The sequence below is a fragment of the Corynebacterium sp. HMSC075F02 genome, assembly GCF_001838335.1.
GTDB lineage: Bacteria > Actinomycetota > Actinomycetes > Mycobacteriales > Mycobacteriaceae > Corynebacterium > Corynebacterium jeikeium_D.
Genome location: NZ_KV836314.1, coordinates 72,947 through 97,062, shown reverse-complemented (window position 1 = coordinate 97,062; position 24,116 = coordinate 72,947). Strand labels below are relative to the sequence as shown.

The following is a 24,116-nucleotide window of genomic DNA, read 5'->3' as shown; positions in this document are numbered from 1 at the left end:
ACCGTACCACCACGGGGCAAAAACTAAGCCATGCCAGCACGCCGCGCCCGCTCGACCGTTTCCGGCAGCGCCGAAATGACGGCGTCGACATCCGCCTGCGTCGAGGTGTACCCCAGCGTAAAACGAATCGACGATCGCGCTTCCGGCTCCGAAACGCCCATCGCCATCAGCACGTGCGAGGGACGGTTAACGCCCGCGCTACATGCCGATCCCGTAGAGCAGTCAATTCCCGCCGCATCGAACAGCATGATCAAACTATCGGCCTCCGCGCCCGGGAAGCTAGCGTAGACGTGCCCCGGCAAAGCGAGCTCGCTGGTGTGGATAATCGCACCGTCGATGTGCACGATTGCCCTGATGAGCTGCTGCGTCAGACCGCGGATTCGCTCATTGTCCGCCGCCATCGCGTCCACCGCCGCGCGCAGTCCTGCCGCCATGCCCGCCGCCGACGCCACGTCCTGCGTGCCCGAACGCAGTCCGCGTTCCTGCCCGCCGCCGTTGTTATGCGGGGTAAGTTTCGCTTCACGACGAACAAGCAGCGCCCCAATCCCACGGGGACCGCCGAACTTGTGCGCGGAGATGGCCATTGTAGTGGCGCCACTTGCGTGGAAATCAATTGGCAGATGTCCGGCTGCCTGCACAGCATCGATATGGAAAGGCACGCGAGCCTCCTTCGCCCGCTTGGCAATCTCCTCCACCGGCTGGATAGTGCCGGTCTCATTGTTCGCCCACATGCACGTCACCAGCGCGGTGTTCTGCCGACTCATCGCCGGGAACTGCACCATGTCAACGCGACCATCAGCACCTACAGGAGCCTCAACAATCTTGGCCCAGTGTTCCTTTTCCAGATGGTGGCATGTCTTCAACACTGCATCGTGCTCGATTGGTGGAACCACAATGTCCGAGCCAGAGGCCTTGAAGTACAGGCCTGAAATCGCTAGATTGTCGGCCTCAGTTCCACCGGAAGTAAAAACTACCTCGATGGGATCGGCACCGAGCAGCTCTGCAATTTCCTCTCGGGACTCTTCCAGAACCTTTTTCGCAATGCGTGCGGTGGCGTACTGCCCCGAGGGGTTGGCCAGACCTAGGTTCTCGACCATTGCCGTGCGCGCTTCTGGGCGCAATGGCGTAGTCGCGGCATGATCCACAAAGTGACGGGTCTTCGCAGCAGACTTCATTTCACTCTTCTCGTCCGGAGCGGCAACGATGTGGTCATTAAGCATGCAGGCAGTATAACGCTGCGTGCGGCTTATGCTCACTATCCGCCATAGTTAAACCTCACTGTCTGCACGAACAGATGAGTAGGACCAAAAAAATGCTCGGAGCGGGAACAGACAGGAAATCTGTGCCCACCCCGAGCGGGTAGTTGCTAGCCGAGTTGACTCTCGGCCAGCAGCCTTACGCAACTAGCAGCCTTAAGGCAAGTGCGTATTACTTCAGGTTCTCGATAGCCTGCGGGACAACGTCGAACAGGTCACCGACGACACCGAAGTCAGCAATCTCGAACAGCGGAGCCTCTTCGTCCTTGTTGACCACAACGATGGTCTTGGAGGTCTGCATACCTGCCTTGTGCTGGATAGCACCGGAAATACCCAGAGCAACGTAGAGGTCCGGGGAAACGGTCTTACCGGTCTGGCCAACCTGGAACTGACCCGGGTAGTAGCCAGCGTCAACAGCAGCACGGGAAGCACCAACAGCTGCGCCGAGAACGTCTGCCAGCGGCTCAACAACGTTCTTGAAGCCATCCTCGGATGCGACACCGCGGCCACCGGAAACAACCAGCTTAGCCTCGGTCAGCTCCGGACGGTCGCCGCCCTCAGCCGGCGCAAAGGAAACGATCTCGACAGCGTTGTTGCCGATCTCTGGGAATGCAATCTCGGTAACGTCAGCGGAACCGGACTTCTCCTCCGGGTCAACGGAGCCCGGACGCAGAGCGTAGACCGGGGATGCGCCGTAGCCGACACCGTCAACGATGTACTCGCCACCGAAGATGGAGTACTTAACGGAAGCGTCATCGTTGATAGCAACAACGTCGGACAGCAGACCGGAACCGGTCAGCGCAGCGACGCGGCCAGCGATTTCCTTGCCGGTTGCGGAAGCGGAAACCAGCACCGGAACCTCACGCTCGGAGGCCAGGCCGACGAGAACGTCAACCTCAGGGGTGATCAGGTACTTGTCGGCATCGTCGGACTCAGCAGCGAGAATCTCGCCAGCGCCGTAGGAGGCCAGGGTGTCTGCGAAGCCAGCAGCGGTACCCGGGGTACCCACGACAACTGCGGCCGGGGTGCCGAATGCGGAAGCAGCGGTCAGCAGTTCAGCGGTGGTGTTCTTCAGCTCGCCATTTGCGTGCTCGACGAGAACGAGGACGTCGGTCATAGTGATCTTTCTCCTACTTGTATCTCTATTTGTCTTCTATTCGCGTCAAGCGCCTTAGATGAACTTCTGGGCCTTGAGGTACTCGGCCAGCTTGGCGCCGCCGTCTCCCTCATCGTTAATGCGCTCACCAGCGGTCTTAGCCGGCTTCGGAGTGGAGCCAGTGACACCGGTAGCAGCGTTTTCGAGACCAACCTGCTCTGCCTCAGCAGCAACATCGTCCAGGGTCAGCTCGGTGACCGGCTTCTTCTTAGCGGCCATGATGCCCTTGAAGGATGCGAAGCGCGGGCTGTTTGCCTTCTCAGTGACGGAGACGACTGCCGGCAGGGATGCCTTGAGCTGGTAGATGCCGTCTTCAACCTCGCGCTCACCGGTGATGGAGTCACCGTCGATAGCGACGGAACGCAGGTGAGTCAGAACCGGGAGGTCGCGGTAAACACCGAGGACAGCCGGAACGGAGCCGGTACCACCGTCAGTGGAGGCGTTGCCGGTGATGATGAGGTCAACATCCTCGAGGGTGTCAATGACGTTGGACAGAGCCCATGCAGTCTGGACTGCGTCAGAGCCCTCAAGTGCGTCGTCCGAAAGAATGACGGCATCGTCAGCACCCATGGACAGAGCCTTGCGCAGTGCCTCGATGGCACGATCCGGGCCTACAGTTGCGACGGTAACGTTTCCGCCGTGCTCTTCCTTCAGCTGCAGGGCAGCCTCAACAGCGTTCTCATTAATCTCGTCGAGAACTGCGTCTGCAGACTCACGATCGAGGACAAACTTGTCGTCGGTGAGCTTACGCTCGGACCAGGTGTCCGGAACCTGCTTGACCAGAACCACAATGTTCGGCATTTTTCTGTCGTCCTTACTGGTTGATTACTGGTGAACGTTTATCTGACCTTACTTCGCAAGCCACCTCACAATAAAGTGAACCAGGCCACGCTCTAGGTCGTCTGTGTTGAAGATAACAGAACCTGTCGCCAATGCGAAGGTGATCCAGATAACAATGTCGTTATTTTTTTAAATTTTTTCTCACGTCACGAGCCCACCCCACCCGCTAACATGCCATTTCCGCATGTCAGAGGTTAATAATACGCAACCGATCGCAGTTGCCTCCGTGGTATTCGCCAACAGCAAACACCGATCCCCAACAGGCTACCCCCACCAATTTTCCGTCGTAACGCGGTCCTTAACCGATCTCTCGAGGCTCACAGATAAACGCCGTCGCGCTCCGCCCAATACGCGTGATCACCACCGCCAATGCCCTGGCACCTTTCAGCTTCCACTGCTTGCGCAACACGTCCGGGTTCACGTCCACACCGCGCACGAGAATCTCCGCCGCCCCGCAATCCAACGCCGCCAGCGCCTTGCGAACCTGCTTCAAATTCACTTGCTCAATAACTTCAAACCCGGCAATGCCCTGTGGCAACGCATCACCGCTAAGATGCGCAATCCGTTCATCGAGCTGCCACAGCCCATGTGCCGCCGCAAAATGCCGCACCAGCCCGGCGCGCACGATTGCTCCGTCCGGGTCAATGATGTACCGACCGGCCGCCCGTACGTCGATGTCGTCAGGCATGGTGTCGTCGTATGTCTGCACGTTCACCGCCGACAACTCTAATGGCCTGTGCTTATCGACGGTCTGGACAACCATCGCCGACCGCGTTACGGATTGCCCCTCGGTAACTCTGACCAGCCCCGGCGTATATAGACACGCCTCCTTGACCGCACCGTCGACCGAAGTGACAGCTACTTCCCCGCTCCACTCGCTGAAGTCGAGGCCCGGCGCACATTTGATAGCTAGTTCTTTGTCGGGCCAGGCGGCTATGAGCGCCGACAGTGGCGGAAGCAGGTCCTCCGGGTTGGTGATCCTGCGACCACCGGAGCGGCGTGCAGGGTCAGCGACAATGACGGGTGCGTCAAAGGCCGGTTGCAAAGCATCGGCCTGCGCGAAGATGTTCTTGCCGACGTTATGCCGCGCCATGGCCAGCCGCGCAAGGTCGAGATCAGACCCGACAACGGTCAGGCCCTCGTGGTCAATTGCTGCCACTTCAGTACCAATGGAGCAGGTCACATCGGCCACTGCTTCGACACCGAGATCCGCAAGCCTACGGGCGCGAGCCATCGCGACGACAAAGGGCGTGGCCTGTTGCGCTGCTTCGGAAGAGAAGATCCAGTCCCCTGGCAGTTTGCTGACCGCCGAACGCCGAGCTGCCGCAACTTCAATGACCGCGCGACCAAACTCGCCACAGTGTTGGCGTAGATGCGCGGAGTCTGCAATCAGAGACTTTTTAGTGAGCGCGAGCTGGTCGGCCTCATCTAGCCACTCCGGGTGAGCAGCAACAGCGGCCACCTCTGCAGCGGACAGGGACACTCGTTATCTCCTTCCAACTAGGGATCAACCGGTTAACGGGGGTTGAGTAGTCGGCTAACGGTTCATACGTTTGCGCAAATGCCCCATGTGGGTGGCAACGGCAAAGTACTCATCCATAAAAGGTTCCCCGAGGAAGTCACTACTGGTGCGTCGCACCGGAGTGTTTCTGGCCGCCTCGAGAGCCTCGGCCACAGTACTGACGCCGTCCAAGCGAGTTAGTTGCGCCCAGGTCGGAGGCATGAGGCCAAGTAGCCCACGGCGCCATCCATCCAAAATCGTAGTCGGTCGGAACCAACCTGAAGATGATGCCTCAGAGGTGTCACCGTCGGCCCTTTGACCGTCGGGAAGCGCGGCGAGGAAGAAATAGGTGTCGTAGCGAATGGGGTTGGATTCGGGTGTCACCCAGTTAGCCCAAGGACTGACGAGTTCGGCATCGAGCGCCAGATTTTCATTGCTAAGGAAATCCGTCAATGACAACTCGTGGGCTTCCAACTGTCGTCGCTGACGGTGGAAGCGGTGACCATCTGCGACAATCTCACCGCCAGCATCGCGAACCAACAGAGTGCCTGTTTCCTCAAAGGTCTCACGCACGGCCGCGCAGGTGAGCGCGTGCGCCCGCGCGCAGTCGACGTTAAAAGCCTGCGCGATCCGCGACTCGGGGTCGGCCTCCAACAGCTCGGTCACGGCCATGACCTCATTCGCGACAGCGGGGAAATCACGCTGGTCTACTCCACCGCCGGGGAACACGGTCATGTTGGCCGCAAAGCGCATTGAGGATACGCGTTCTTGAACGTAGACCTCGAGCCCGCAGTGGGTGTCGCGGAGCAGCAACACAGTCGCAGCCAGTTTCGGCGACGCGGGTGTATTCGGGGTTTCAGGTGTCGGAACCGCCATGAGCGTCTACTTCTTCCGGTGCTTTCCAGCAGGCCGTGCCCGGCGCGCAAAGTAGCGATCATCGATGCGATCGACGACGATTTCCTGGTGGAAAGCCTTGGTCAGGTTCTCACTGGTCAGGACGTCGTCAATAAGCCCCTGTGCGATGACATTGCCTTCGTCGAGGAGCATCGCATGGGTGAAGCCGTACGGAATTTCTTCCGGGTGGTGCGTAATCATCACCATCGCCGGCGCATCCGGGTCGAGTGCGAGTTCGCCTAAGTAACCGACGAGGTCCTCGCGACCGCCGAGGTCGAGTCCGGCTCCCGGCTCGTCGAGAAGCAGCAATTCGGGGTTGACCATCATGGCTCGTGCGATGAGTACGCGCTTGCGCTCTCCCTCACTGAGAGTGCCCCAGGTGCGGTCTGCAAGATGCTCAGCACCCATGCGCTCGAGAATCTCGGAGAGCTGTTCGAAATCCATCTCTTCATAGGTCTCACGCCAGCGCCCCAGGACGGAGTAACTGGCGGAAATAACAAGGTCCGCGACCTTTTCGTCATTGGGAATGCGGTGAGCAATCGACGATGATGTCAAACCAATCATGGTGCGCAGATCACGCATGTCGGTGCGCCCAATCTGCTCGCCCATCACATGGGCCACCCCTGAAGACGGGAACTCCTCCGCTGCAGCAATGCGCATCAAAGAAGTTTTGCCTGCACCGTTCGGCCCCATGATGACCCAGCGTTCGTCAAGTTCTACTTGCCAATCGACCGGCCCGACCAGCGTACGGCCACCACGGATGAGGTTTACGTCGCGAAAGTCGAGTAGCAAATCTTCGTTAAAGTCTTCTTCCAATTCAGCCACACATCCATGGTGCCCTAACTTTGCCCAAATGTGCGCTTGGACATTCTCATCTATCCTCGGTAGAGAGCAAATCGAGTTCACTCGAGATGGTTTTGCTTCGATTTTCACCTAGCTCGCCGACAATTAGGAGAACGTCTTTTATGACTGGTCGAATCGGTATTGATGACATCCGTCCTCAAATCAACGGTGGTGCAACTCCATCGAAGGCCGTAGTGGGTGAAGTCGTCCCAACCTTTGCCGTCATTTGGCGAGAAGGCCACGACGCGATGAACGCCACGCTCAACGTCAAGGGGCCGAAGGAATCAGCTTTTGCTTCCCGCTCACAGCGCATCCCAATGCACTTTTCTGACCATGATCCAAATCAGGTCAATGCCACCTTCGTCCCAGATGTTCCCGGGCTGTGGACCATTCGCATTGATGCCTGGTCCGACCCGATGGCAACGTGGCGCAACGCTATCACCAAGAAGTTCGAGGCCGGTCAGAGCGAAGCTGAACTCGCTAATGATCTAGAAATTGGCGCCGCTCTCTTCGACCGCGCCGCCGCTGGTGCCGCTGCTATCCACCGCAACCACCTACGCTCCATCGCCGCAGGTCTGCGCGGCGACGGCGATCTTCGCGCCCGCATTGCAGCCGCGCTTTCCGACGAGACCCGCGCCATTTTGCAGGCGCACCCGGTGCGCGACCTTTTGACCCGCGGAAAGACCCGCAAGATCAAGGTTGACCGCCGCGAAGCCCTGTACTCCTCTTGGTATGAGTTCTTCCCTCGTTCCAACGGTGGTTACGGCGAAAATGGCGAGCTGCTGCACGGCACATTCAAGACTGCGGTTGCACAGCTTGATCGCGCTCAGCGCATGGGCTTCGACACGGTCTATCTGCCCCCGATTCACCCAATCGGTGAAATCAATCGCAAGGGTCGCAACAACACCCTGACCCCGGAACCGGGCGATGTCGGATCTCCGTGGGCTATCGGCTCCGCAGAAGGTGGCCACGACGCCATCCACCCGAGCCTCGGTGACGAAAAGGACTTCAAGGAATTCATCAAGGCTGCTAAGGAGCGCGACCTCGAGGTCGCTATCGACCTAGCGCTCCAGTGTGCACCGGACCACCCCTGGGCTAAGGCTCACCCGGAGTGGTTCACCGTGCTGCCGGACGGCACCATTGCCTACGCCGAGAATCCGCCGAAGAAGTACCAGGACATCTACCCGCTGAATTTCGACAACGATGCCAAGGGCCTGTACGCAGAGGTTCTGCGTGTAGTGAAGTTTTGGGTCAAGCGTGGAGTCAAGGTCTTCCGCGTGGATAACCCCCACACCAAGCCGGGCAACTTCTGGGAATGGCTGATTGAAACCGTTCACGAAACCAACCCGGAGGTCATCTTCCTCGCCGAGGCCTTCACCGCCCCAGCCCGTCTCTACGGTCTGGCCAAGGCTGGCTTCACTCAGTCCTACATCTACTTCCCGTGGAAGACTACGAAGGAAGAGCTGACCGAATTCGGCGAGGAGATTACCCGCCATGCGGACATCGCTCGCCCATCCCTATGGGTCAATACCCCAGATATTCTGCATGACTTCCTGGTCAAGGGCGGCCGTGGAGCCTTCGCCATCCGCGCCGCGCTGGCTTCCACCCTATCTCCGCTGTGGGGCATGTACTCCGGCTTCGAGCTGTTTGAAAACGTTCCGGTCAAGGAGGGCTCCGAGGAGTACCTCGACAGCGAGAAGTACCAGCTCCGCAGCCGCGATTACGACCAGGCACTGGCCACCGGCAACTCGCTGGAGCCGTTCATTGCCACGCTGAACAAGATTCGCCGCGAGCACCCGGCTCTGCAGCAGCTGCGCAACCTGCACTTCCACGACATCGACAATGACAACCTGCTGGCTTACTCGAAGCTCGATCCGGTCACCGGCGATGCCATCCTCGTTGTTCTCAACCTCGATCCGTGGAATGCCCAGGAAGCTACCGTGCACCTCGACATGGATCGCATTGGGCTCCGCAACCACGACCGCATGGATGTCACTGACCTGATTACCGGCAACCAGTTCAACTGGGGCAAGGACAACTACGTCCGCCTGGCACCGTGGGAAAACGTCGCGCACATCATCAAGCTGCCGGAAATCGATGTCAAGCTCCGCCACAAGTTGGCTTGGCGCGACGTCCCCGACTACGAGGGCTAGAACGCTTGCTGGGAACTTTCGGGGTTAGTGGGCCGCTGACCTGACCACTGTCGCAACGATTCGTCGTTAGGCTGGCGGGTGAGTTAGCAGCCCACTGTCCCCTACCTCCCTCTATTTCTTTAGAACTGAACTCAACAACTTCACATTCACCTACCTAGAAACGCTTCGGAAGGACCTTCCATGGGAGCCCACACAGATCCCCGCCTCGCAATTGATTCCGGCGATATGGATCGCCTGCGCTACTGCACCCATCACGATCCGCACAGCATCTACGGCGCACACGTCGTGGACGGTGACACGGTTATTCGCACGAGGGTCTTCGGCGCTCAGGCAGTTACTGTCGTCAGCACGCGCGGCGAGTTTGAAGCGGAGAACCTGGGCGACGGTTTCTTCACCGCCCTCGTCCCAGGCGGCGATGACTTCGACTACCGCCTGCGCATTACGTGGGACTCCGGCGAAACCGTAGAGCGTGCCGACGGCTACCGTTTCCTCCCCACTATTGGCGCTGGTGACCTGCACCTAATCGGCGAAGGACGTCATGAGGAACTGTGGAAGGTTCTCGGTGCTCACCTTCGCAGTTACGACACAGAGCTGGGTACGGTCGAAGGCACCTCGTTTACGGTCTGGGCTCCGAACGCACGTGGCGTAGCCGTGGTCGGTGACTTCTGTATGTGGAACGGCGCGCAGTACCCAATGCGCTCTATGGGTGGTGCAGGTATCTGGGAGCTGTTCATCCCGGGTGTGGGTGAGGGCGAAGTCTACAAGTTCGCCATCACGACACCGGAGGGACAGCGCCGCGATAAGGCCGACCCGATGGCGCGTGCTGCTGAGCTCCCACCGGCTACCGGGTCGATTGTCGCGACCTCCGACTACACCTGGGGTGACCAAGCGTGGATGGAAAAGCGCGCCAACACAGACTGGACCGAAGAGCCCATCTCTATCTACGAGGTCCACTTGGGTTCCTGGAAGCAGGGCCTGAGCTACGAAGTTATGGCGGAGAAGCTGGTGCGCTACGTGGTCGACATGGGCTACACCCACGTGGAGTTCATGCCAGTATGTGAGCACCCGTTCACCGGTTCCTGGGGTTATCAGGTTTCCGGCTACTACGCTCCGACCAGTCGCTTCGGCACCCCAGACCAGTTTCGCGGTCTAGTTGATGCCTTCCACGCCGCTGGCATCGGTGTCATCATGGACTGGGTTCCGGGGCACTTCCCGAAGGACGAGTTCGCACTTGCCCGCTTCGATGGCACGGCTTGCTACGAGCACCCGGACTGGCGTCGCGGCGAGCAGCGCGACTGGGGCACCTACGTTTTCGACTTCGGCCGCAACGAGGTACGCAACTTCCTCTACGCCAACGCACTGTACTGGGCAGAAGAGTTCCACATCGACGGTCTGCGCGTCGACGCAGTGGCTTCCATGCTGTACCTGGACTACTCCCGCAATGAAGGCGAGTGGCTGCCGAACCAGTACGGTGGCCGTGAAAACCTCGATGCTGTTCAGTTCCTGCAGGAATTCAACGCCACTGTACACAAGCACAACCCGGGCTTCCTCACCGTGGCCGAAGAATCCACTTCTTGGCCGGGAGTGACCGCACCTACCGAACACGGTGGCTTGGGCTTCTCTATGAAGTGGAACATGGGCTGGATGAATGACACGCTGGAGTACTTCAGCAAGGAGCCGATTTACCGCTCCTACCACCACCATGAGCTCACTTTCGCTATGGTCTACGCCTACTCGGAAGAGTTCATTCTGCCGATTAGCCACGACGAGGTCGTGCACGGCAAGGGCTCGCTGTGGGAGCGCATGCCGGGCGGCGATTGGGATAAGGCCGCAGGCCTACGTACTTTCCTGACCTTCATGTGGGCGCACCCGGGCAAGCAGCTTCTATTCCAGGGTCAGGATCTTGGCCAGAACCACGAGTGGAACCACGATGAGTCCGTGGCTTGGGACAACCTCGAAGGTTGGAGCGGCGAATTCCACCGCGGCATTCAACTGCTGGTTAAGGACATCAACGCCATCTACAAGGAAAACCCAGCGTTCTACACCCAGGATGACCGCCCAGAGGGCTTCCAGTGGATTAACGCGGATGATTCCACAAACAATGTTGTGTCCTTTGTCCGTTACGGCACCGATGGCTCGGTCGTCGCCTGCGTCTATAACCTGTCGGGAACCACGCAGGAAATCTACAAGATTGGCGTACCGCGCGGTGGCCAATGGACGGAGATTCTGAACACAAACGCATCGCGTTACGAGGGCTCCGGCTACGGTGAAAACGGTACTGTGACCGCGGTCGAGCACGGTTGGAACGGCCAGGCTCACTCGATTGATTTGGTGCTGCCGGCCAACACCGCCGTTTGGCTGAAGTGGCAGGGCTAGTCCCGAATCCAGCCAAACAAAAGACAATCACATAGGAATTGCCCGTGCTGCACGGTTTTCAGTGATCTGAGTTTCAGCCTGAAAACCTGACTCACGGGCAATTTTGTTTTGGGGAGCGTATCCAGGTCCTATCCACGGAACGGATTGAACCAGTCAGGTTCCAAAGATTCGTTGTAATTCGCAGAATCTGAATCATCGATGTACCCGGATCCATCCATGCTGTCGGTTCCGATACGATCAGGAATGCCGTCGCCATCCTCATCCGCGCTCCACGTCGCAGCCTGCTTAGCAGTCAGTGGCTTGCCATCCTTACCAAGGCGATTGTAATCCGGCAGAAGCTGGGCTATTTGGGAACCCAGCTGGCCGAGCAGGCCGTCGGTAAGCTCATTGAGCGGCACCTCATCAAAGCGCGTCGTAATGGCGTAAGCGATGGGGCCGGCTGCGGTGTACAAAATACCGTGGTCATTAACGCCCTCGGCAGTGTCACCGGTCTTCTGGACTGCGGAGCCGACGTACATCACAAACTTCTGCGAACCACCGTAAGTGAGGTAGGTCAATGCAGTTTGTGCCGTGTCCTTGGTAATGAAGTTGTGCTTTGAGGTGCCATCGGCCACTTCCTGGAGACGTGCCATGAACAGCGCAGCTTGAGAGGGAGTAAACCAGGACCGATCACCGCTGGGATTGGGGATGTTGAACTTGTTGCCCAGGTGGTAGCGCTTGTCATCAACACCGGCTTCCTTGATGGTTTTGTTGACCTCGTCGAAACCACCGACAGCGTCAATCAACCCATTCGCCGCGGTGTTGTCCGAATACCGCATCACGTACTGCAACAGCCCGTCGAGCGTGTATTGGCCAGGGCCAATCACGCTTCCGCCAACACCATTGTCCCAATCGACCGTCACCGTCTTGTCTAGGTCATCGCCGAATTTCTTCAGCGCAGTAACCACTAACGGAGCCTTGATGGTCGATGCGGAGTACTCCTTCGTATCCTCGCCTACCGACGCCGTGAGCCCTTTGTATGGACCGTCAATGACACGCAAATAGACACCTAAATCAATGCCATAGTTGTCGGAGAAACTCTTAGCCGCAGTATCGAGGACGTCCTGTGCATCAGACCAGGTGACTTCCTCGGAAGCATCCCAACCGTTATCTGGAGCATTAGGTTTTGTGGTAGCAGTGGTGGCCTTGGACCCGGTGGTGCTTGGGACATCGATGGTGCACCCCGCCAACAGAGTCGAGGCCGAAAGCGCAACAATGACCGAGGCGGAAGTAGCGCGAAGGGCTTTGGGGCGAAGTCGCATGCAAAACTCCTGGCTGCAGAAAACTGAAGACCAAAGGCACCTAGCGCAGTATGAACTGTCTGAGGTGAACAGGTGGATGAGATGCAGTGGTAACTGCTGTAAACCACTGAGAACTGTTGGAAGATTACCACCTTCCGAAAAATCTCGTTGCACTGGGGCGCAGCTTTTGTGCAACAATGGATTAAATATAGACATGATTAAAAGAATCAATGTCCAACGGTACACCCAGGCAGTTGAGCTGCACATTTGATGCTTAATGCTTCAACGATGCCTCGTCCGAGACCGCTGCTAGAAATAGCGCACGGCACCGAAAATCGGAGGAAGTGAATCGCAATGAAGGAAAAGGTACATCGCTTGATGGACCGCATGCAGATTCGCCATGCCCATATGCGCAACACCTGGTATGGGCCGGTACTCTCCCCGGTTCTTCTCGTCGCAGGCTTCGTATTGCTCATTGTTGGCATTATCATTTTGCCAACTCCTGCTCCCGGATGGCTCTGCATCTTTGTTGCACTGGGAATTCTCTCGTTGGTGCATCCGCCGACACGTCGCCTGAACATCTGGTTGGCAGCAAAATTGGACGCCTTTTACGCCTGGTATGCGGAGCGTCATGTGGCAATGAAAGCAACACTTTTCCTGTTGCTAATGGCGTTTATGGCCGCTGTAATGGGCAGCGTCTACTACTTCATGGCTCCGGATGACTGGCCATACACCGACGCTTCAAGCTAGGAGCCTGAGCGCTTTCCAGGCTCCTAGTACAGTGCCCCTAGTCCAGTACTCCTAGTACAGTGCGCTAGCCATCCTCCGGCGTGCATCCAATGCCACTGGATCTGCGGTATCGAATAGCACAAGCAGCTCTAGTAGACGCGACTTGATGGCCTCACGGTCATCGCCAAACACCTGCGGGAGCAACTTCAACAAACGATCGAGCGCCTTCGCTGGATCGTCGACAAGCATCGTGACATCCGCGGCATCGAGGGCGAGCGCGACGTCCTTCGGCGCAGCGTCGGCCTTTGCAATTGGATCTGCGCTGCGATCGATTTTGGCAGCGCGGGCGAAGAAGGACACATTCGCGTGAGCGCGCTTCAGCCCCTGATTTGCGGGCTCGGACTGCAGCATAGCGTCATACAGCTCCAACGCTCCGTCGAAATCGCCCTCCTCGAGCAACTCTTCAGCCTGCTCCAAACGCGGGTCATCGGTGGGTACGGGATTGCCGAAGAAGTCAGTCGGCTCCGGAGCCTCCGGCCCGCTGCCCTCCCCAGCCATACGAGTTCCCGCCGGCAACCCCTTGAGACGACCCCGAGTGGCCTTCATAACCTGCGCCAGCCACTGCTCCAGCCAATCCCTGGTTTTCTCGCCGACAAACATGCCAATGGGACTGCCCATAGCCACAGCCGTGACTGTCGGCACTGCCTGCACACCGAATGCCTGGGCCAGCTGCGGATGCTCCTCAGCATCTGCCCACGCCAGGATCCAGTTCAAATTAGCCTCACGGGCCATGCCTTCTAGCTCAGCCCGAAGACGCAACGAATCAGCTGCTCCAGCCATGCCGATCAAGACAATAACCGGGACCTGCTCCGAGCGCAGAACGACTTCTGCCTCAAGGGTCTGCGGGACAATCTCAACTACAGGAGGAAGCCCATTTCCCTGATCACTGGTTGCCCGCTCGATCTCCTCTCGGCGCTTACGTTCGGCTTCGGCGCGCTGGTGGAGCTGCTCCAAATCAACCGTGCCGGGTGGTGGCGGCGGAGTCGAGCACTCGCGGTGACCGTGTGCTCCATGCGAGTGACCATGAGAATGGCCATGTGCGTGACCATGTCCAGCTGGCATCGTCAAAGGGGTTCCTCTCCAGTGTCGTCGTAAAGCCTATGTAAAGACCTATGTAGAGCCTACGTGTCCAATCCGAACAAGAGACTAGTCGGTGGCTTTCAGCGCATCCTCGACCGCATCCACTTTCGCACGCAGCTGCCCGGTGTATCCGTTGCGAATGTCCGCTTTGATGACCAGAGAAGTACGCGGACTGACACGGCTGACTGCTTCCGTGGCTCGCTTAATGACATCCATCACCTCATCCCATTCGCCTTCAACAAGGGTGAACATGGCATTGGTCTCGTTGGGCAGGCCAGATTCGCGCACAACACGCACGGCTTCAGCAACGGCCTCAGCCATTCCCTGCTCAGGATCGGAGAAAGTGGGGGCAACAGAAAATGCGACAATCATGGCGCCGATAATAGCGAGTACCCTGGAAACTATGAGTGAGACACAGATTCCCGTTCCCCATAAGTACGTAGTCGCTGTTGATCACGTCGGCGTCGCAGTCCCGGATTTTGATGCCGCTATTGAGTGGTACCGCGCAAACCTTGGTTTCATCAACTACCACGATGAAGTCAATGAAGAGCAGGGTGTCCACGAGGCCATGGTCGGCCCGGCCGACAAGGTTGAAGGTGGCACTCTGGTTCAGATTCTCGCGCCACTGAATGACCAGTCCACGATTGCAAAGTACCTGGACAAGAAGGGTCCAGGAATCCAGCAGTACGCAGTTCGTGTCACTGATCTGGAGGCGCTGATGGCGCACCTGAAGGAGCAGGGCACCCGGGTGCTGTACCCGGAGCCGAAGATCGGTACCGCAGGTTCGCGCATCAACTTCATCCACCCGAAGGATGCCGGCGGCGTCCTGCTGGAGCTCGTTGAGCCGGCTAAGTAAATCTATCCCCAGCGGCGCGTGATAGTGCGGTGAGCTCTATTGCGCCAGCAGTTAGTGTGCCAATGGCGCCGGTCATCGGCGCCTGCACCATAATCCTGCGGCCAAGCTACGATGTGCGAGGTCCCGGGCATGATTTCCTGGTCGCACCCTGGACAGCGATAAACCTTGTTCGACTGTCCAGCGCTGATGTTACGCACCGCAAAGTCCACGTCCTGCCAACCGGCAGGCCCAGATTCAGTGCGGGTGTTTTGGAAAGAACTGCCAAATGTGGGCAGGCTGCCGCGATTCTGGCCGTGGTTATTACGCCCGCCGCGTTGGTTGCCTCGTTGATTACCGCGCCGCTTGTGGTTTCGCCTAGGCATGGCTAGAACAACCGCAATTCATTGGACTCCAGGCCACGCAGGGCGTCGTAATCCACGGTCACACAGCGAATCCCACGATCCTCTGCCAGAGTCTTGGCCTGTGGCTTAATCTCCTGGGCAGCAAAAATCCCTTCCACCGGTGCCAGCAGCTCATCGCGGTTCAGCATCTCCAAGTAACGGGTTAGCTGCTCAACGCCATCGATACCGCCCCGACGCTTAACCTCGACTGCAACGGTGGCGCCGTTTTCATCGCGGCCAAGCAGGTCCACCGGTCCGATCGGGGTTGGGTATTCGCGCCTAATCAGGGTGTAGCCCTCGCCAAACGTTGTGAACTGATCTGCAAGCAGTTCCTGTAGATGCGCTTCTACCCCGTCCTTCTCCAGGCCAGGGTCCTCTCCCAGTTCGTACGTGCTATCAGCCAGCACCTTGCCGATAGTTATACGAAGCTGCTCGCCCTTCTTATTCTCGACGACCCAGAGCTTTTCACCAGTGTCTTCACCCGACTCGTCGAGAATATCCTTCTCCGTCAGCGTGCACGGCGGTGTCATCCAGTTTAGAGGCTTATATGCACGGTCGTCGGCATGCACAGAAACAGACCCATCGGCTTTCACCAACAGCAAGCGCGGGGCATGAGGCAGATGGGCATTCAAGCGACCGACATAGTCAACGGTGCATTCAGCAATCACAAGGCGCATTCCCCTACCCTAACGTGACTGCCGCGCGGGAGAAAACAATACCCACTAGAGCCTTAGCAATAGCCTGTCGTCCGAGGCTAATACTGACTTCCTCGGCCACGGTTATAAGCCGAACGGAAACGGCGCTCAATGTCTGTAGGAAACTCACGAGTCTGGCGTGACGACGGCTTCGACTCCACCCACGCCACCAGCGCAGTGTCCGAGGACGAGTCCACAGCAAACTCCCATTCGGTATTTTTCCCCGTTTTAATCCTGACTACCCGAAGCCCGGGCGCGAAAAAACCCGCCTCGATGTCAGTCGGATCTCGGCGATCCACAATAGTGACATCGTGACGGGCAAATTCGGCATCACAGCCAGGACGCAGCGAACGTAGCTTGTACATCTTCAACGTCGACTCGGAATAAACAATGACACCATGGCGCCAATGACTGCCATCACCTGCAGGAAGGCGACGAGCAATAACAGGAGTACCTTTTGCATGCAGGCTGGCGAAACGCCACAGGGCAAGGACCCCGCCGACGATCAACATCGCACCGATAATCATGAACATGATTGACATCATGGTTACGCTTGAAAACACTATCTGCCAGCCTCGCATCCGGGTGAATAGACGACGAACCTTGGTTCAAAAGCGCATTAGAGGCTTTTTACAAACCCTACCCGATTGTTGCACTGACATGAAAAATAACTAAGAAAAACGGGGCGGGAAGCTGGCAAGATTTCTCTTGCGAGCTCCCCGCCCCGTTTAAAGAAGCAGGAAGAATACGGTCGTGCGACCGGATGTTCAGGCGAACAGACTAGTTGGTGGAAGCGCGACGAGCCGCGCGGACCTCCGACTCAGCCTGAGCCTTTACTGCAGGGTCATCCGAAGTCAGGTTGGACTCGGCCTCGGAGAGGTTAACCTCGTCAGCCCAGACTGCCTTATCCGCGAGGATCGAAACCTTCGAGGTAGACACGGAAATGAACCCACCCTGTACCGAAGCGACAAGAACCTTGCCGTCTGCGGTCTTGATGGTCACCGTGCCGTTGTTGACCAGCTGGCCAAGCAACGGCTGGTGTCCGGGCAGCACGCCGATCTCACCCTCGGTGGTCTGGGCAGAGACCAAAGTGGCCTTGCCCTTCCAGAGCGGTCGCTCAACGGCAACCAGTTCAGCGGTGATTTCAGCCATGAGGATGCCCCTTACTTCTTCTGCATTTCAGCGTACTTCTTCTCGACATCGTCGAGGCCACCCAGGCCGTCGAAGGCCATCTCCGGGTAGTTGTCGAAGTCGCCCTTGCAGATGCGGTCGAAGGCAACGATGGTGTCCTTCAGCGGGACGTACGAACCAGGCAGACCCGTGAACTTCTCAGCAACGAAGAAGTTCTGACCCAAGAATCGCTGGATACGACGTGCACGCTGCACGGTCACCTTGTCCTCCTCAGACAGCTCGTCCATACCGAGGATGGCGATGATGTCCTGGAGTTCCTTGTTCTTCTGCAGGATGTTAATAACCTGCTGAGCAACTCGGTAGTGCTCCTCACCGACGATCGACGGCTCGAGGATACGAGAAGTCGAAGTCAGCGGGTTCACTGCCGGGTAAATACCCTTCGATGCAATCGAGCGGTCGAGCTCGGTGGTTGCATCGAGGTGGGCGAAGGTCGTTGCCGGAGCCGGGTCGGTGTAGTCATCGGCAGGCACGTAGACGGCCTGCAGAGAGGTAATCGAACGGCCCTTGGTGGACGTAATGCGCTCCTGCAGAACACCCATCTCGTCAGCCAGGGTCGGCTGGTAACCCACGGCGGAAGGCATACGACCCAGCAGGGTCGAAACCTCAGAACCGGCCTGGGTGAAACGGAAGATGTTGTCAATGAAGAGCAGCACGTCCTGGTGCTGAACATCGCGGAAGTACTCCGCCATGGTCAGACCCGACAGCGCGACACGCATACGGACTCCCGGCGGCTCGTCCATCTGGCCGAAGACGAGGGCGGTGTCCTGGAGAACGCCCATCTCTTCCATTTCCAGGAAGAGGTCGGTGCCCTCACGGGTACGCTCACCAACACCGGCGAAGACCGAAGTACCGGAGAACTCGCGTGCAATACGAGTAATCATCTCCTGGATCAGAACGGTCTTACCGACACCGGCACCACCGAACAGACCAATCTTGCCGCCCTTAACGTACGGGGTCAGCAGGTCGATGACCTTAATACCGGTTTCCAGAATCTCGGTCTTGCCCTCGAGCTGATCGAAGGCCGGCGGCTCACGGTGGATGCCCCACTGCTCGCCATCGCGACCCAGGCCCGGCTCGTCCAGGCAGTCGCCCATTGCGTTAAAGACGTGACCCTTGACGACGTCACCAACCGGAACCGAAATCGGCTTACCGGTGTCCTTGACCTCTGCACCGCGGACCAGGCCGTCGGTCGGGGCCATAGCAATGGTACGAACCATGTTGTCGCCGAGGTGCTGTGCAGTCTCGAGGACAATGGTCTTGGCGACCGAAGGAAGGGTAACTTCCACGGTCAGCGCGTTGTAAAGTGCCGGCAGTTCGTTACGCGGGAACTCCACGTCGACGACGGCACCGATGACACGCACAACACGGCCCACAGCCGTGGTGGTGTTCTGCTCACTTAGAGCTGTGCTCATATCTAGTCACTTTCTCCGCTGTCGTCGAGCGCACCGGCGCCACCGACGATTTCTGTGATTTCCTGGGTAATCTGTGCCTGACGTGCCTGGTTAGCAACACGCGAGAGGTCCTTGACCAGCTCGGTAGCGTTGTCCGTCGCGGACTTCATAGCGTTACGACGGGCAGCGGACTCAGAGGCAGCGGCCTCGAGCATCACTGCGAACAGGGTACGGGACACGTACTGCGGCAGAAGCTCTGCCAACAGGGTGTCTGCATCAGGCTCGAATTCGTAGTCCGGCTTGAGGTCATCTGATCCATCGGACAGCATGTCCTCGCCCTGAGCAATCTCGACATCCTCGTACACAGGCTCAATCGGGAGCATCTGGTGTGCACGCGGAATCTGAGAAAGCATGGACACGAATTCCGTGTAGACAACGTGGACCTGGTCGAAGCCCTGAACGGCCTCGCCGTTGGTGCCACGCAGGCCTTCGCGGTACTTGGCAGTGCCCTCGGCCGTAGCGTTGAAACCATCAATGAGGTGACGACGCACGTCGTGGGTTGCGGCGTAGTCCGGATCCTGGGAGAAGCCCTCCCACGTACCGGCGAGCTCGACACCACGGAAGTCGTAGTAGTCGGTGCCCTTACGGCCAGTCACGTAGAGAACGACCTCATGCCCCTGCTCTTCCAGAGCGGTACGCAGCTCTGCAGCCTTCTTCAGGACGTTGTGGTTGTAGCCGCCACACATGCCGCGGTCACTGGTGACAACCAGGACTGCAACACGCTGGTTACCCTCACGCTTTACGAGCATCGGGTGATCCAACGACGAAGCCGATGCGAGACGTCCGATGACCTTCTCGATTTCGTCGGCGTACGGCTGGGAGTCTGCTACGCGACGCTGCGCCTTGGTAATGCGCGAGGTTGCGATAAGCTCCTGGGCCTTGGTGATCTTCTTGGTCGAGTTCACCGACTTGATTCGGGCTCGAAGTTCACGAAGATTCGCCATGTCCTATTCCCTCCCTTCAATTGCGAAAACGGTCATTGAGTAGCTCAACCTGCCTAGTTCTGGGCAGTCTTGCGGGAGACCGTAATCTGCTGCTTCTTGAGCTCGCCCTCGTCGAGTGCCTCGACCGGAGCCTCGGAAGCCAGCGGTGCGCCCTCAGAAGTCTGGAAGGACTTCTTGAAGTTAGCGGTAGCGGACTTCAGAGCAGCCTTGGACTCGTCAGAGAAGGCGACGCCGCCGTCAATCTGCTCGAAGACTGCAGGCTGAGTGTCCTGCAGGTGCTCAAGCAGCTCGGCCTCGAAGCGACGGACGTCCTCAACCGGGACATCGTCGAATTCGCCCTCACCAGCGAGGTAGATGGAGGTCATCTGGTACTCGACCGGCTGCGGGTGGTTTTCCTTCTGCTTCAGCAGCTCAACCAGACGCTGACCGCGCTCCAGCTGACGCTTGGAGGCATCGTCCAGGTCGGATGCGAACATTGCGAATGCTTCCAGGTCGCGGTAGGACGCGAGGTCCAGACGCAGGTTACCGGAAACCTTCTTCATGCCCTTGGTCTGTGCGGCACCACCAACACGGGAAACCGACACACCGACGTTAATAGCCGGGCGGACACCCTGGTTGAACAGGTCGGACTCGAGGAAGACCTGGCCATCGGTAATGGAAATGACGTTGGTCGGAATGAAGGCCGACACGTCGTTTGCCTTGGTCTCGATGATCGGCAGTGCGGTCAGCGAGCCTGCACCCATGTCGTCGGAGAGCTTCGCAGCACGCTCCAGCAGACGGGAGTGGAGGTAGAAGACGTCACCCGGGTAAGCTTCGCGTCCCGGCGGGCGACGCAGCAGCAGCGAGATGGCACGGTATGCCTCTGCCTGCTTAGTCAGATCATCGTAAATGACCAGGACGTGCTTGCCCTGGTACATCCAGTGCTGACCCAGTGCGGCGCCTGCGAATGGTGCAAGCCACTTGAAGCCTGCGGCATCCGACGCCGGGGCAGCAACGATGGTGGTGTACTCGAGTGCGCCCTGCTCCTCGAGGGTCTGGCGCACACCAGCAATGGTGGAGCCCTTCTGACCGATAGCAACGTAGATGCATCGCACCTGCTTGCTCGGGTCACCGGACTCCCAGTTAGCCTTCTGGTTCAAAATGGTGTCCAGGCAGACCGCGGTCTTACCGGTCTTACGGTCACCAATGATCAGCTGACGCTGACCACGACCAATTGGGGTCATTGCGTCGATGGCCTTAATACCAGTAGCCATCGGCTCTTCAACCGGCTGACGCTGCAGCACGGTCGGTGCCTGCAGCTCGAGGACGCGGTCCTCTTCAGCCTCAATGTCGCCCAGGCCGTCAATCGGCTGGCCCAGGGGGTTAATTACGCGACCGAGGAACTTGTCCCCGACCGGAATCGAAAGGACGTCACCCGTCCGCTTTACCTCGTCACCCTCTTTAAGCGACTCGAAGTTACCCAGCACCACAACGCCGACCTTGTCGGTGTCAAGGTTCTGAGCGACGCCAATAACGCCGCCCGGGAACTCCAGAAGCTCATTCGTCATGACCGACGGCATTCCCGAAACCTGGGCGATACCATCAGCTGCACTGATAACAACGCCAACCTCCTCACGGGAGGCCTCCGGGGAGTAGCTCGAGGTGTAGTTCGCAATCGCGCTACGGATCTCGTCGGAGGAGATCGTCAGCTCCGCCATGTTCTTCCTGCTCTCGGTAATATTCTTCCAGTGATTAATCGTCTAAACCATCCGTCAGCCGAGGCCGACGCGCAGCTTCTCAAGCTTTGTTGAAAGGCTACCGTCGATGACCTCGTCGCCAACCCGGATGACCAGTCCACCGAGAATCGACTTGTCGATCACGGTGTGGATGGACATCGCCTTGCCGTAGACTCGGCCGAGCTTGTCCGCCAGTGCTCGCTCTTGCTCGTCAGAGACGGCCGTGGCACTGGTCACGCGAGCGACGACGTGGTTCCGCAGGCCGGCGGCTAGCCGGGACAGGGAGTCAATGTCGTCCGCGGGGCGCTTGGATGGGCGGCCAACAGCCTGCAGTGCCAGGGTTTCGGTCACGGAAGTGACCTTGCCGTACAGCACAGAGGCGAGGAGCCCACGCTTGGCTTCGGGGGTTGCGGCCTTGTCGGCCAGCAGCTGTTCAAGCTGCGACTGCTCAGCCAGGATGTGTCCCAGTTGGAACAGCTCAGACTCAACAGTCTCAAGCTGTCCCTGGCCTTCGGCAGAGCGAAGGAGGGCTCGACGGCCCAGCTCTACCAAACCCTCACGCATTTCACGCGGGGTGGACCATACCTGCGCGGCAGCATCCACGACGAGGTTAAGAGTCGTCTCAGATACCTTGCCCGCGAACAGGCTCCGGACAAGGCCGGAACGCTGTTCCGCAGTCGCCGAGGTGTCGGCGACAGCGACACGCAGGCCGCGGTCGGAGTCCAGGACCTCGACGATGTCGAAAAGCTCGGAACCAGTCTGAGCAGCCTGAGCAACAGCGACATTGTCGCCACCGATAGCGGCGTCCAGTCGCTGGCTAAGGGCTGCCAGGGATTCGCGGCTTGCTGCGTGCATGTCGCCTACTTTCCGGCCGGGGCCACGGTGTCAAGGTTGGACAAGAAGTTGTCAATCGTCGACGAGTTACGAACGTCGTCGGAAAGCTGCTCGCCCAGAAGGCGCTCAGCGAGATTGATGGAGTTCTGGCCCATTTCCTTACGCAGCTCTGCGACTACCTGCTCACGCTGGGCAGCGAGCTGCTTCTCACCGGACTCGATGATTCGTGCGCTCTCGTCATTAGCCTTGGTCGTAGCGTCTGCAATGATGCGCTGACCCTGTGCACGGGCTTCGTCGCGAATCTTTGCTGCTTCAGTACGGGCCTCTGCGAGCTGACTGTTGTACTTTTCCAGAGCGGCCTTGGCTTCAGCCTGTGCAGCTTCAGCGCGTTCAATGCCGCCCTCAATCCGGTCCTCCCGCTCGGTCAGGACCTCCTGGAACTTCGGAAGAACGAGCTTCCAGAAGAGAACCAGGATAACTACCAGCGGGACAACGGACCAGACGATGTCATAGGTCTTTGGCAGCAGCGGGTTAATGGACTCTCCCATCGGGAGGTCACCCGCCGCTAGCAAAAAGGTGAAATCTGTCATGGTTTACGTGTTCTCCGCTTGAAGGTCCGGACTTAGAAAACGAAGCCTGCGACCAGGCCGATCAGGGCGAGAGCCTCAGTGAAGGCGATACCCAGGAACATGGTGGTACGCAGCTGGCCGGCCATCTCAGGCTGGCGTGCCATACCCTCAACGGTCTTGCCGGCGACGATACCGATACCGAGGCCCGGGCCCAGGGTGGACAGACCGTAACCGATGGTCTTCAGGCCAGCGTTGGTGTCGACAGCCTGGACAGCGTCCTGGGCGGAGAGGATGACGTCGTTCATTATGAACCGTTCCCTTTCTTAAAGGATGGCCCCGGATTAAAGATTGTTCTAAGTAGGCCCGGGGCTTTTGTGGGTCAAGTGGGTCTTGCTATTAAATTTGCGAGGCCTTGTTGCCGAAGTTGCGGCCTCATTAGTTATGGGTTAGTGCTCGTCTGCGTGCAGCGACAGTTCGATGTAGACGGCGCTCAGCAGGGCAAAGATGTATGCCTGCAGGAAAATCACCAGCATCTCGAACAGCGTGAATGCTACCGCAGCGACAAGGGTCAACCCGGACAGGGCGGTCCAACCATTCAGCTGCCAGAAGAAGAAGTTCGTGGCACCGAAAAGCAGGACTAGAACCATGTGGCCCGCCAGCATGTTGGCCATCAGACGGATGGTCAGCGTAACTGGGCGGAGAACGAAGTTGGAGAAAATCTCGATCGGCACCACGATGAGGTGGAGTACCGGTGGCAAGTTCGGAATAACGACTGCCGACTTCACAAACTTGAAGAAGCCCATCTTCTTCGAGCCCGCGTAAATGAAGGCAACGTATGCGAACAGGGCCAGAACCAGTGGCATACCGATTCGGGCGTTCGGCGAAATATTGAGGCCAGGAATAATAGCCGCAATATTCATCGAGATAACAAGGAAGAAGATGGTGGCCAGAACCGGAAGGAAACGACGCCCCTCCTTCTTACCCAGAATCTCCTCCGCGATGTGGATGCGGACGAAGTCCAGCATCAACTCCGCAACGTTCTGCAGACCAGTCGGCACGAGCTTCGGACGACGCATTGCGACGACGAAGAACACGGCGACGATCACGGCCATCAAAAGACGAACAATCATCAGGCGGTCCATGGCGTACCAGTCGCCACTGCCACCTAAAATGAAGTCGCCAAATTGTTCACCCGGGAAATACTCCTCCTGCAAGTTGGGTGAGTGAAACTCACCCCGCATCTCGGCAAGTGTTGTAACGCTCAGCGTTCTCTCCCGTGATTGGGCCGCTAGAACTATTGTCAAGCGGTGCGA

Annotated in this window: 23 protein-coding genes; 4 read left to right on the top strand and 19 right to left on the bottom strand. The window is 58.4% G+C overall.

Features of this window, described 5'->3' with window-relative positions; genetic code table 11:
- Window positions 1-23: 23 nt before the first annotated feature.
- The 6 genes from HMPREF2920_RS08095 to HMPREF2920_RS08070 form a co-directional block, all read right to left on the bottom strand.
- Entirely contained in the window at window positions 24-1,175 is a 1,152-nt protein-coding gene (locus tag HMPREF2920_RS08095) for a cysteine desulfurase family protein (RefSeq protein WP_049190139.1), read from the bottom strand.
- 253 nt (window positions 1,176-1,428) lie between these two features.
- A complete protein-coding gene (locus HMPREF2920_RS08090; RefSeq protein WP_016422471.1) occupies window positions 1,429-2,373 on the bottom strand; it encodes an electron transfer flavoprotein subunit alpha/FixB family protein in 945 nt (314 codons plus the stop codon).
- Between the two features lie 54 nt (window positions 2,374-2,427).
- Complete coding sequence (locus HMPREF2920_RS08085) at window positions 2,428-3,213, bottom strand: electron transfer flavoprotein subunit beta/FixA family protein (protein ID WP_049172072.1); 786 nt, start codon at window positions 3,211-3,213, stop codon at window positions 2,428-2,430.
- Between the two features lie 337 nt (window positions 3,214-3,550).
- On the bottom strand, window positions 3,551-4,735 hold the full coding sequence (locus HMPREF2920_RS08080; protein WP_049172070.1) for a THUMP-like domain-containing protein: 1,185 nt from the start codon (window positions 4,733-4,735) through the stop codon (window positions 3,551-3,553).
- A gap of 54 nt (window positions 4,736-4,789) precedes the next feature.
- Window positions 4,790-5,629, bottom strand: coding sequence for an NUDIX hydrolase (locus HMPREF2920_RS08075; RefSeq protein WP_049172068.1), 840 nt, complete (start codon window positions 5,627-5,629; stop codon window positions 4,790-4,792).
- A 6-nt stretch (window positions 5,630-5,635) separates the two neighbouring features.
- Complete coding sequence (locus HMPREF2920_RS08070) at window positions 5,636-6,472, bottom strand: ABC transporter ATP-binding protein (RefSeq protein WP_048735276.1); 837 nt, start codon at window positions 6,470-6,472, stop codon at window positions 5,636-5,638.
- Between the two features lie 140 nt (window positions 6,473-6,612).
- On the opposite strand from HMPREF2920_RS08070, the gene HMPREF2920_RS08065 reads away from it, so the two are divergent.
- A complete protein-coding gene (locus tag HMPREF2920_RS08065; protein WP_049172064.1) occupies window positions 6,613-8,643 on the top strand; it encodes an alpha-1,4-glucan--maltose-1-phosphate maltosyltransferase in 2,031 nt (676 codons plus the stop codon).
- A gap of 180 nt (window positions 8,644-8,823) precedes the next feature.
- Window positions 8,824-11,019: a 1,4-alpha-glucan branching protein GlgB gene (gene glgB, locus HMPREF2920_RS08060; RefSeq protein WP_049190093.1), complete on the top strand. Its 2,196-nt coding sequence runs from the start codon at window positions 8,824-8,826 to the stop codon at window positions 11,017-11,019.
- A gap of 128 nt (window positions 11,020-11,147) precedes the next feature.
- Here glgB and HMPREF2920_RS08055 read toward each other — a convergent pair whose 3' ends face one another.
- Window positions 11,148-12,320 carry a serine hydrolase gene (locus HMPREF2920_RS08055; RefSeq protein WP_049190092.1) on the bottom strand — a complete coding sequence of 391 codons (1,173 nt, stop codon included), beginning with the start codon at window positions 12,318-12,320 and terminating at the stop codon, window positions 11,148-11,150.
- 333 nt (window positions 12,321-12,653) lie between these two features.
- Here HMPREF2920_RS08055 and HMPREF2920_RS08050 point away from each other — a divergent pair, with 333 nt between their 5' ends.
- The gene (locus HMPREF2920_RS08050; protein WP_016422463.1) at window positions 12,654-13,049 is read left to right on the top strand and encodes a TIGR02611 family protein; all 396 of its coding nucleotides are present in this window, start codon (window positions 12,654-12,656) and stop codon (window positions 13,047-13,049) included.
- Between the two features lie 51 nt (window positions 13,050-13,100).
- Here the strand turns inward: HMPREF2920_RS08050 and HMPREF2920_RS08045 are convergent, their stop codons facing one another.
- Together HMPREF2920_RS08045 and HMPREF2920_RS08040 are read right to left on the bottom strand one after the other, a co-directional pair.
- A complete protein-coding gene (locus HMPREF2920_RS08045; protein ID WP_049172058.1) occupies window positions 13,101-14,150 on the bottom strand; it encodes a co-chaperone YbbN in 1,050 nt (349 codons plus the stop codon).
- An 84-nt stretch (window positions 14,151-14,234) separates the two neighbouring features.
- Window positions 14,235-14,540, bottom strand: coding sequence for a thiamine-binding protein (locus tag HMPREF2920_RS08040; RefSeq protein ID WP_049172056.1), 306 nt, complete (start codon window positions 14,538-14,540; stop codon window positions 14,235-14,237).
- A gap of 31 nt (window positions 14,541-14,571) precedes the next feature.
- Between HMPREF2920_RS08040 and mce the strand changes: the two genes are divergently transcribed.
- Complete coding sequence (gene mce / locus HMPREF2920_RS08035; protein ID WP_005509354.1) at window positions 14,572-15,024, top strand: methylmalonyl-CoA epimerase; 453 nt, start codon at window positions 14,572-14,574, stop codon at window positions 15,022-15,024.
- 364 nt (window positions 15,025-15,388) lie between these two features.
- On the opposite strand, the gene nucS is transcribed toward mce, so the two are convergent.
- The 10 genes from nucS to atpB all read right to left on the bottom strand — a co-directional run bounded on the left by nucS (window position 15,389) and on the right by atpB (window position 24,044).
- Entirely contained in the window at window positions 15,389-16,081 is a 693-nt protein-coding gene (gene nucS / locus HMPREF2920_RS08030) for an endonuclease NucS (RefSeq protein WP_005509457.1), read from the bottom strand.
- Window positions 16,082-16,158: 77 nt separating this feature from the next.
- Window positions 16,159-16,662 (bottom strand): DUF2550 domain-containing protein, encoded by a 504-nt coding sequence (locus tag HMPREF2920_RS08025; protein WP_016422460.1) that lies wholly within the window; start codon window positions 16,660-16,662, stop codon window positions 16,159-16,161.
- Between the two features lie 217 nt (window positions 16,663-16,879).
- The gene (locus tag HMPREF2920_RS08020; RefSeq protein ID WP_049172054.1) at window positions 16,880-17,251 is read right to left on the bottom strand and encodes a F0F1 ATP synthase subunit epsilon; all 372 of its coding nucleotides are present in this window, start codon (window positions 17,249-17,251) and stop codon (window positions 16,880-16,882) included.
- A gap of 11 nt (window positions 17,252-17,262) precedes the next feature.
- Window positions 17,263-18,702: a F0F1 ATP synthase subunit beta gene (gene atpD, locus HMPREF2920_RS08015; RefSeq protein WP_005509621.1), complete on the bottom strand. Its 1,440-nt coding sequence runs from the start codon at window positions 18,700-18,702 to the stop codon at window positions 17,263-17,265.
- Between the two features lie 2 nt (window positions 18,703-18,704).
- The gene (locus HMPREF2920_RS08010; protein ID WP_005509705.1) at window positions 18,705-19,685 is read right to left on the bottom strand and encodes a F0F1 ATP synthase subunit gamma; all 981 of its coding nucleotides are present in this window, start codon (window positions 19,683-19,685) and stop codon (window positions 18,705-18,707) included.
- A gap of 53 nt (window positions 19,686-19,738) precedes the next feature.
- A complete protein-coding gene (atpA, locus tag HMPREF2920_RS08005; RefSeq protein WP_005509387.1) occupies window positions 19,739-21,382 on the bottom strand; it encodes a F0F1 ATP synthase subunit alpha in 1,644 nt (547 codons plus the stop codon).
- Between the two features lie 54 nt (window positions 21,383-21,436).
- Entirely contained in the window at window positions 21,437-22,255 is an 819-nt protein-coding gene (locus tag HMPREF2920_RS08000; protein WP_048735245.1) for a F0F1 ATP synthase subunit delta, read from the bottom strand.
- 5 nt (window positions 22,256-22,260) lie between these two features.
- Window positions 22,261-22,824, bottom strand: a complete 564-nt coding sequence (locus HMPREF2920_RS07995) for a F0F1 ATP synthase subunit B (RefSeq protein ID WP_005509352.1) — start codon at window positions 22,822-22,824, stop codon at window positions 22,261-22,263.
- A 32-nt stretch (window positions 22,825-22,856) separates the two neighbouring features.
- Window positions 22,857-23,108 (bottom strand): ATP synthase F0 subunit C, encoded by a 252-nt coding sequence (locus HMPREF2920_RS07990; RefSeq protein ID WP_016422456.1) that lies wholly within the window; start codon window positions 23,106-23,108, stop codon window positions 22,857-22,859.
- A gap of 141 nt (window positions 23,109-23,249) precedes the next feature.
- Window positions 23,250-24,044 carry a F0F1 ATP synthase subunit A gene (gene atpB, locus HMPREF2920_RS07985; RefSeq protein ID WP_016422455.1) on the bottom strand — a complete coding sequence of 265 codons (795 nt, stop codon included), beginning with the start codon at window positions 24,042-24,044 and terminating at the stop codon, window positions 23,250-23,252.
- Between the last annotated feature and the right edge of the window lie 72 nt (window positions 24,045-24,116).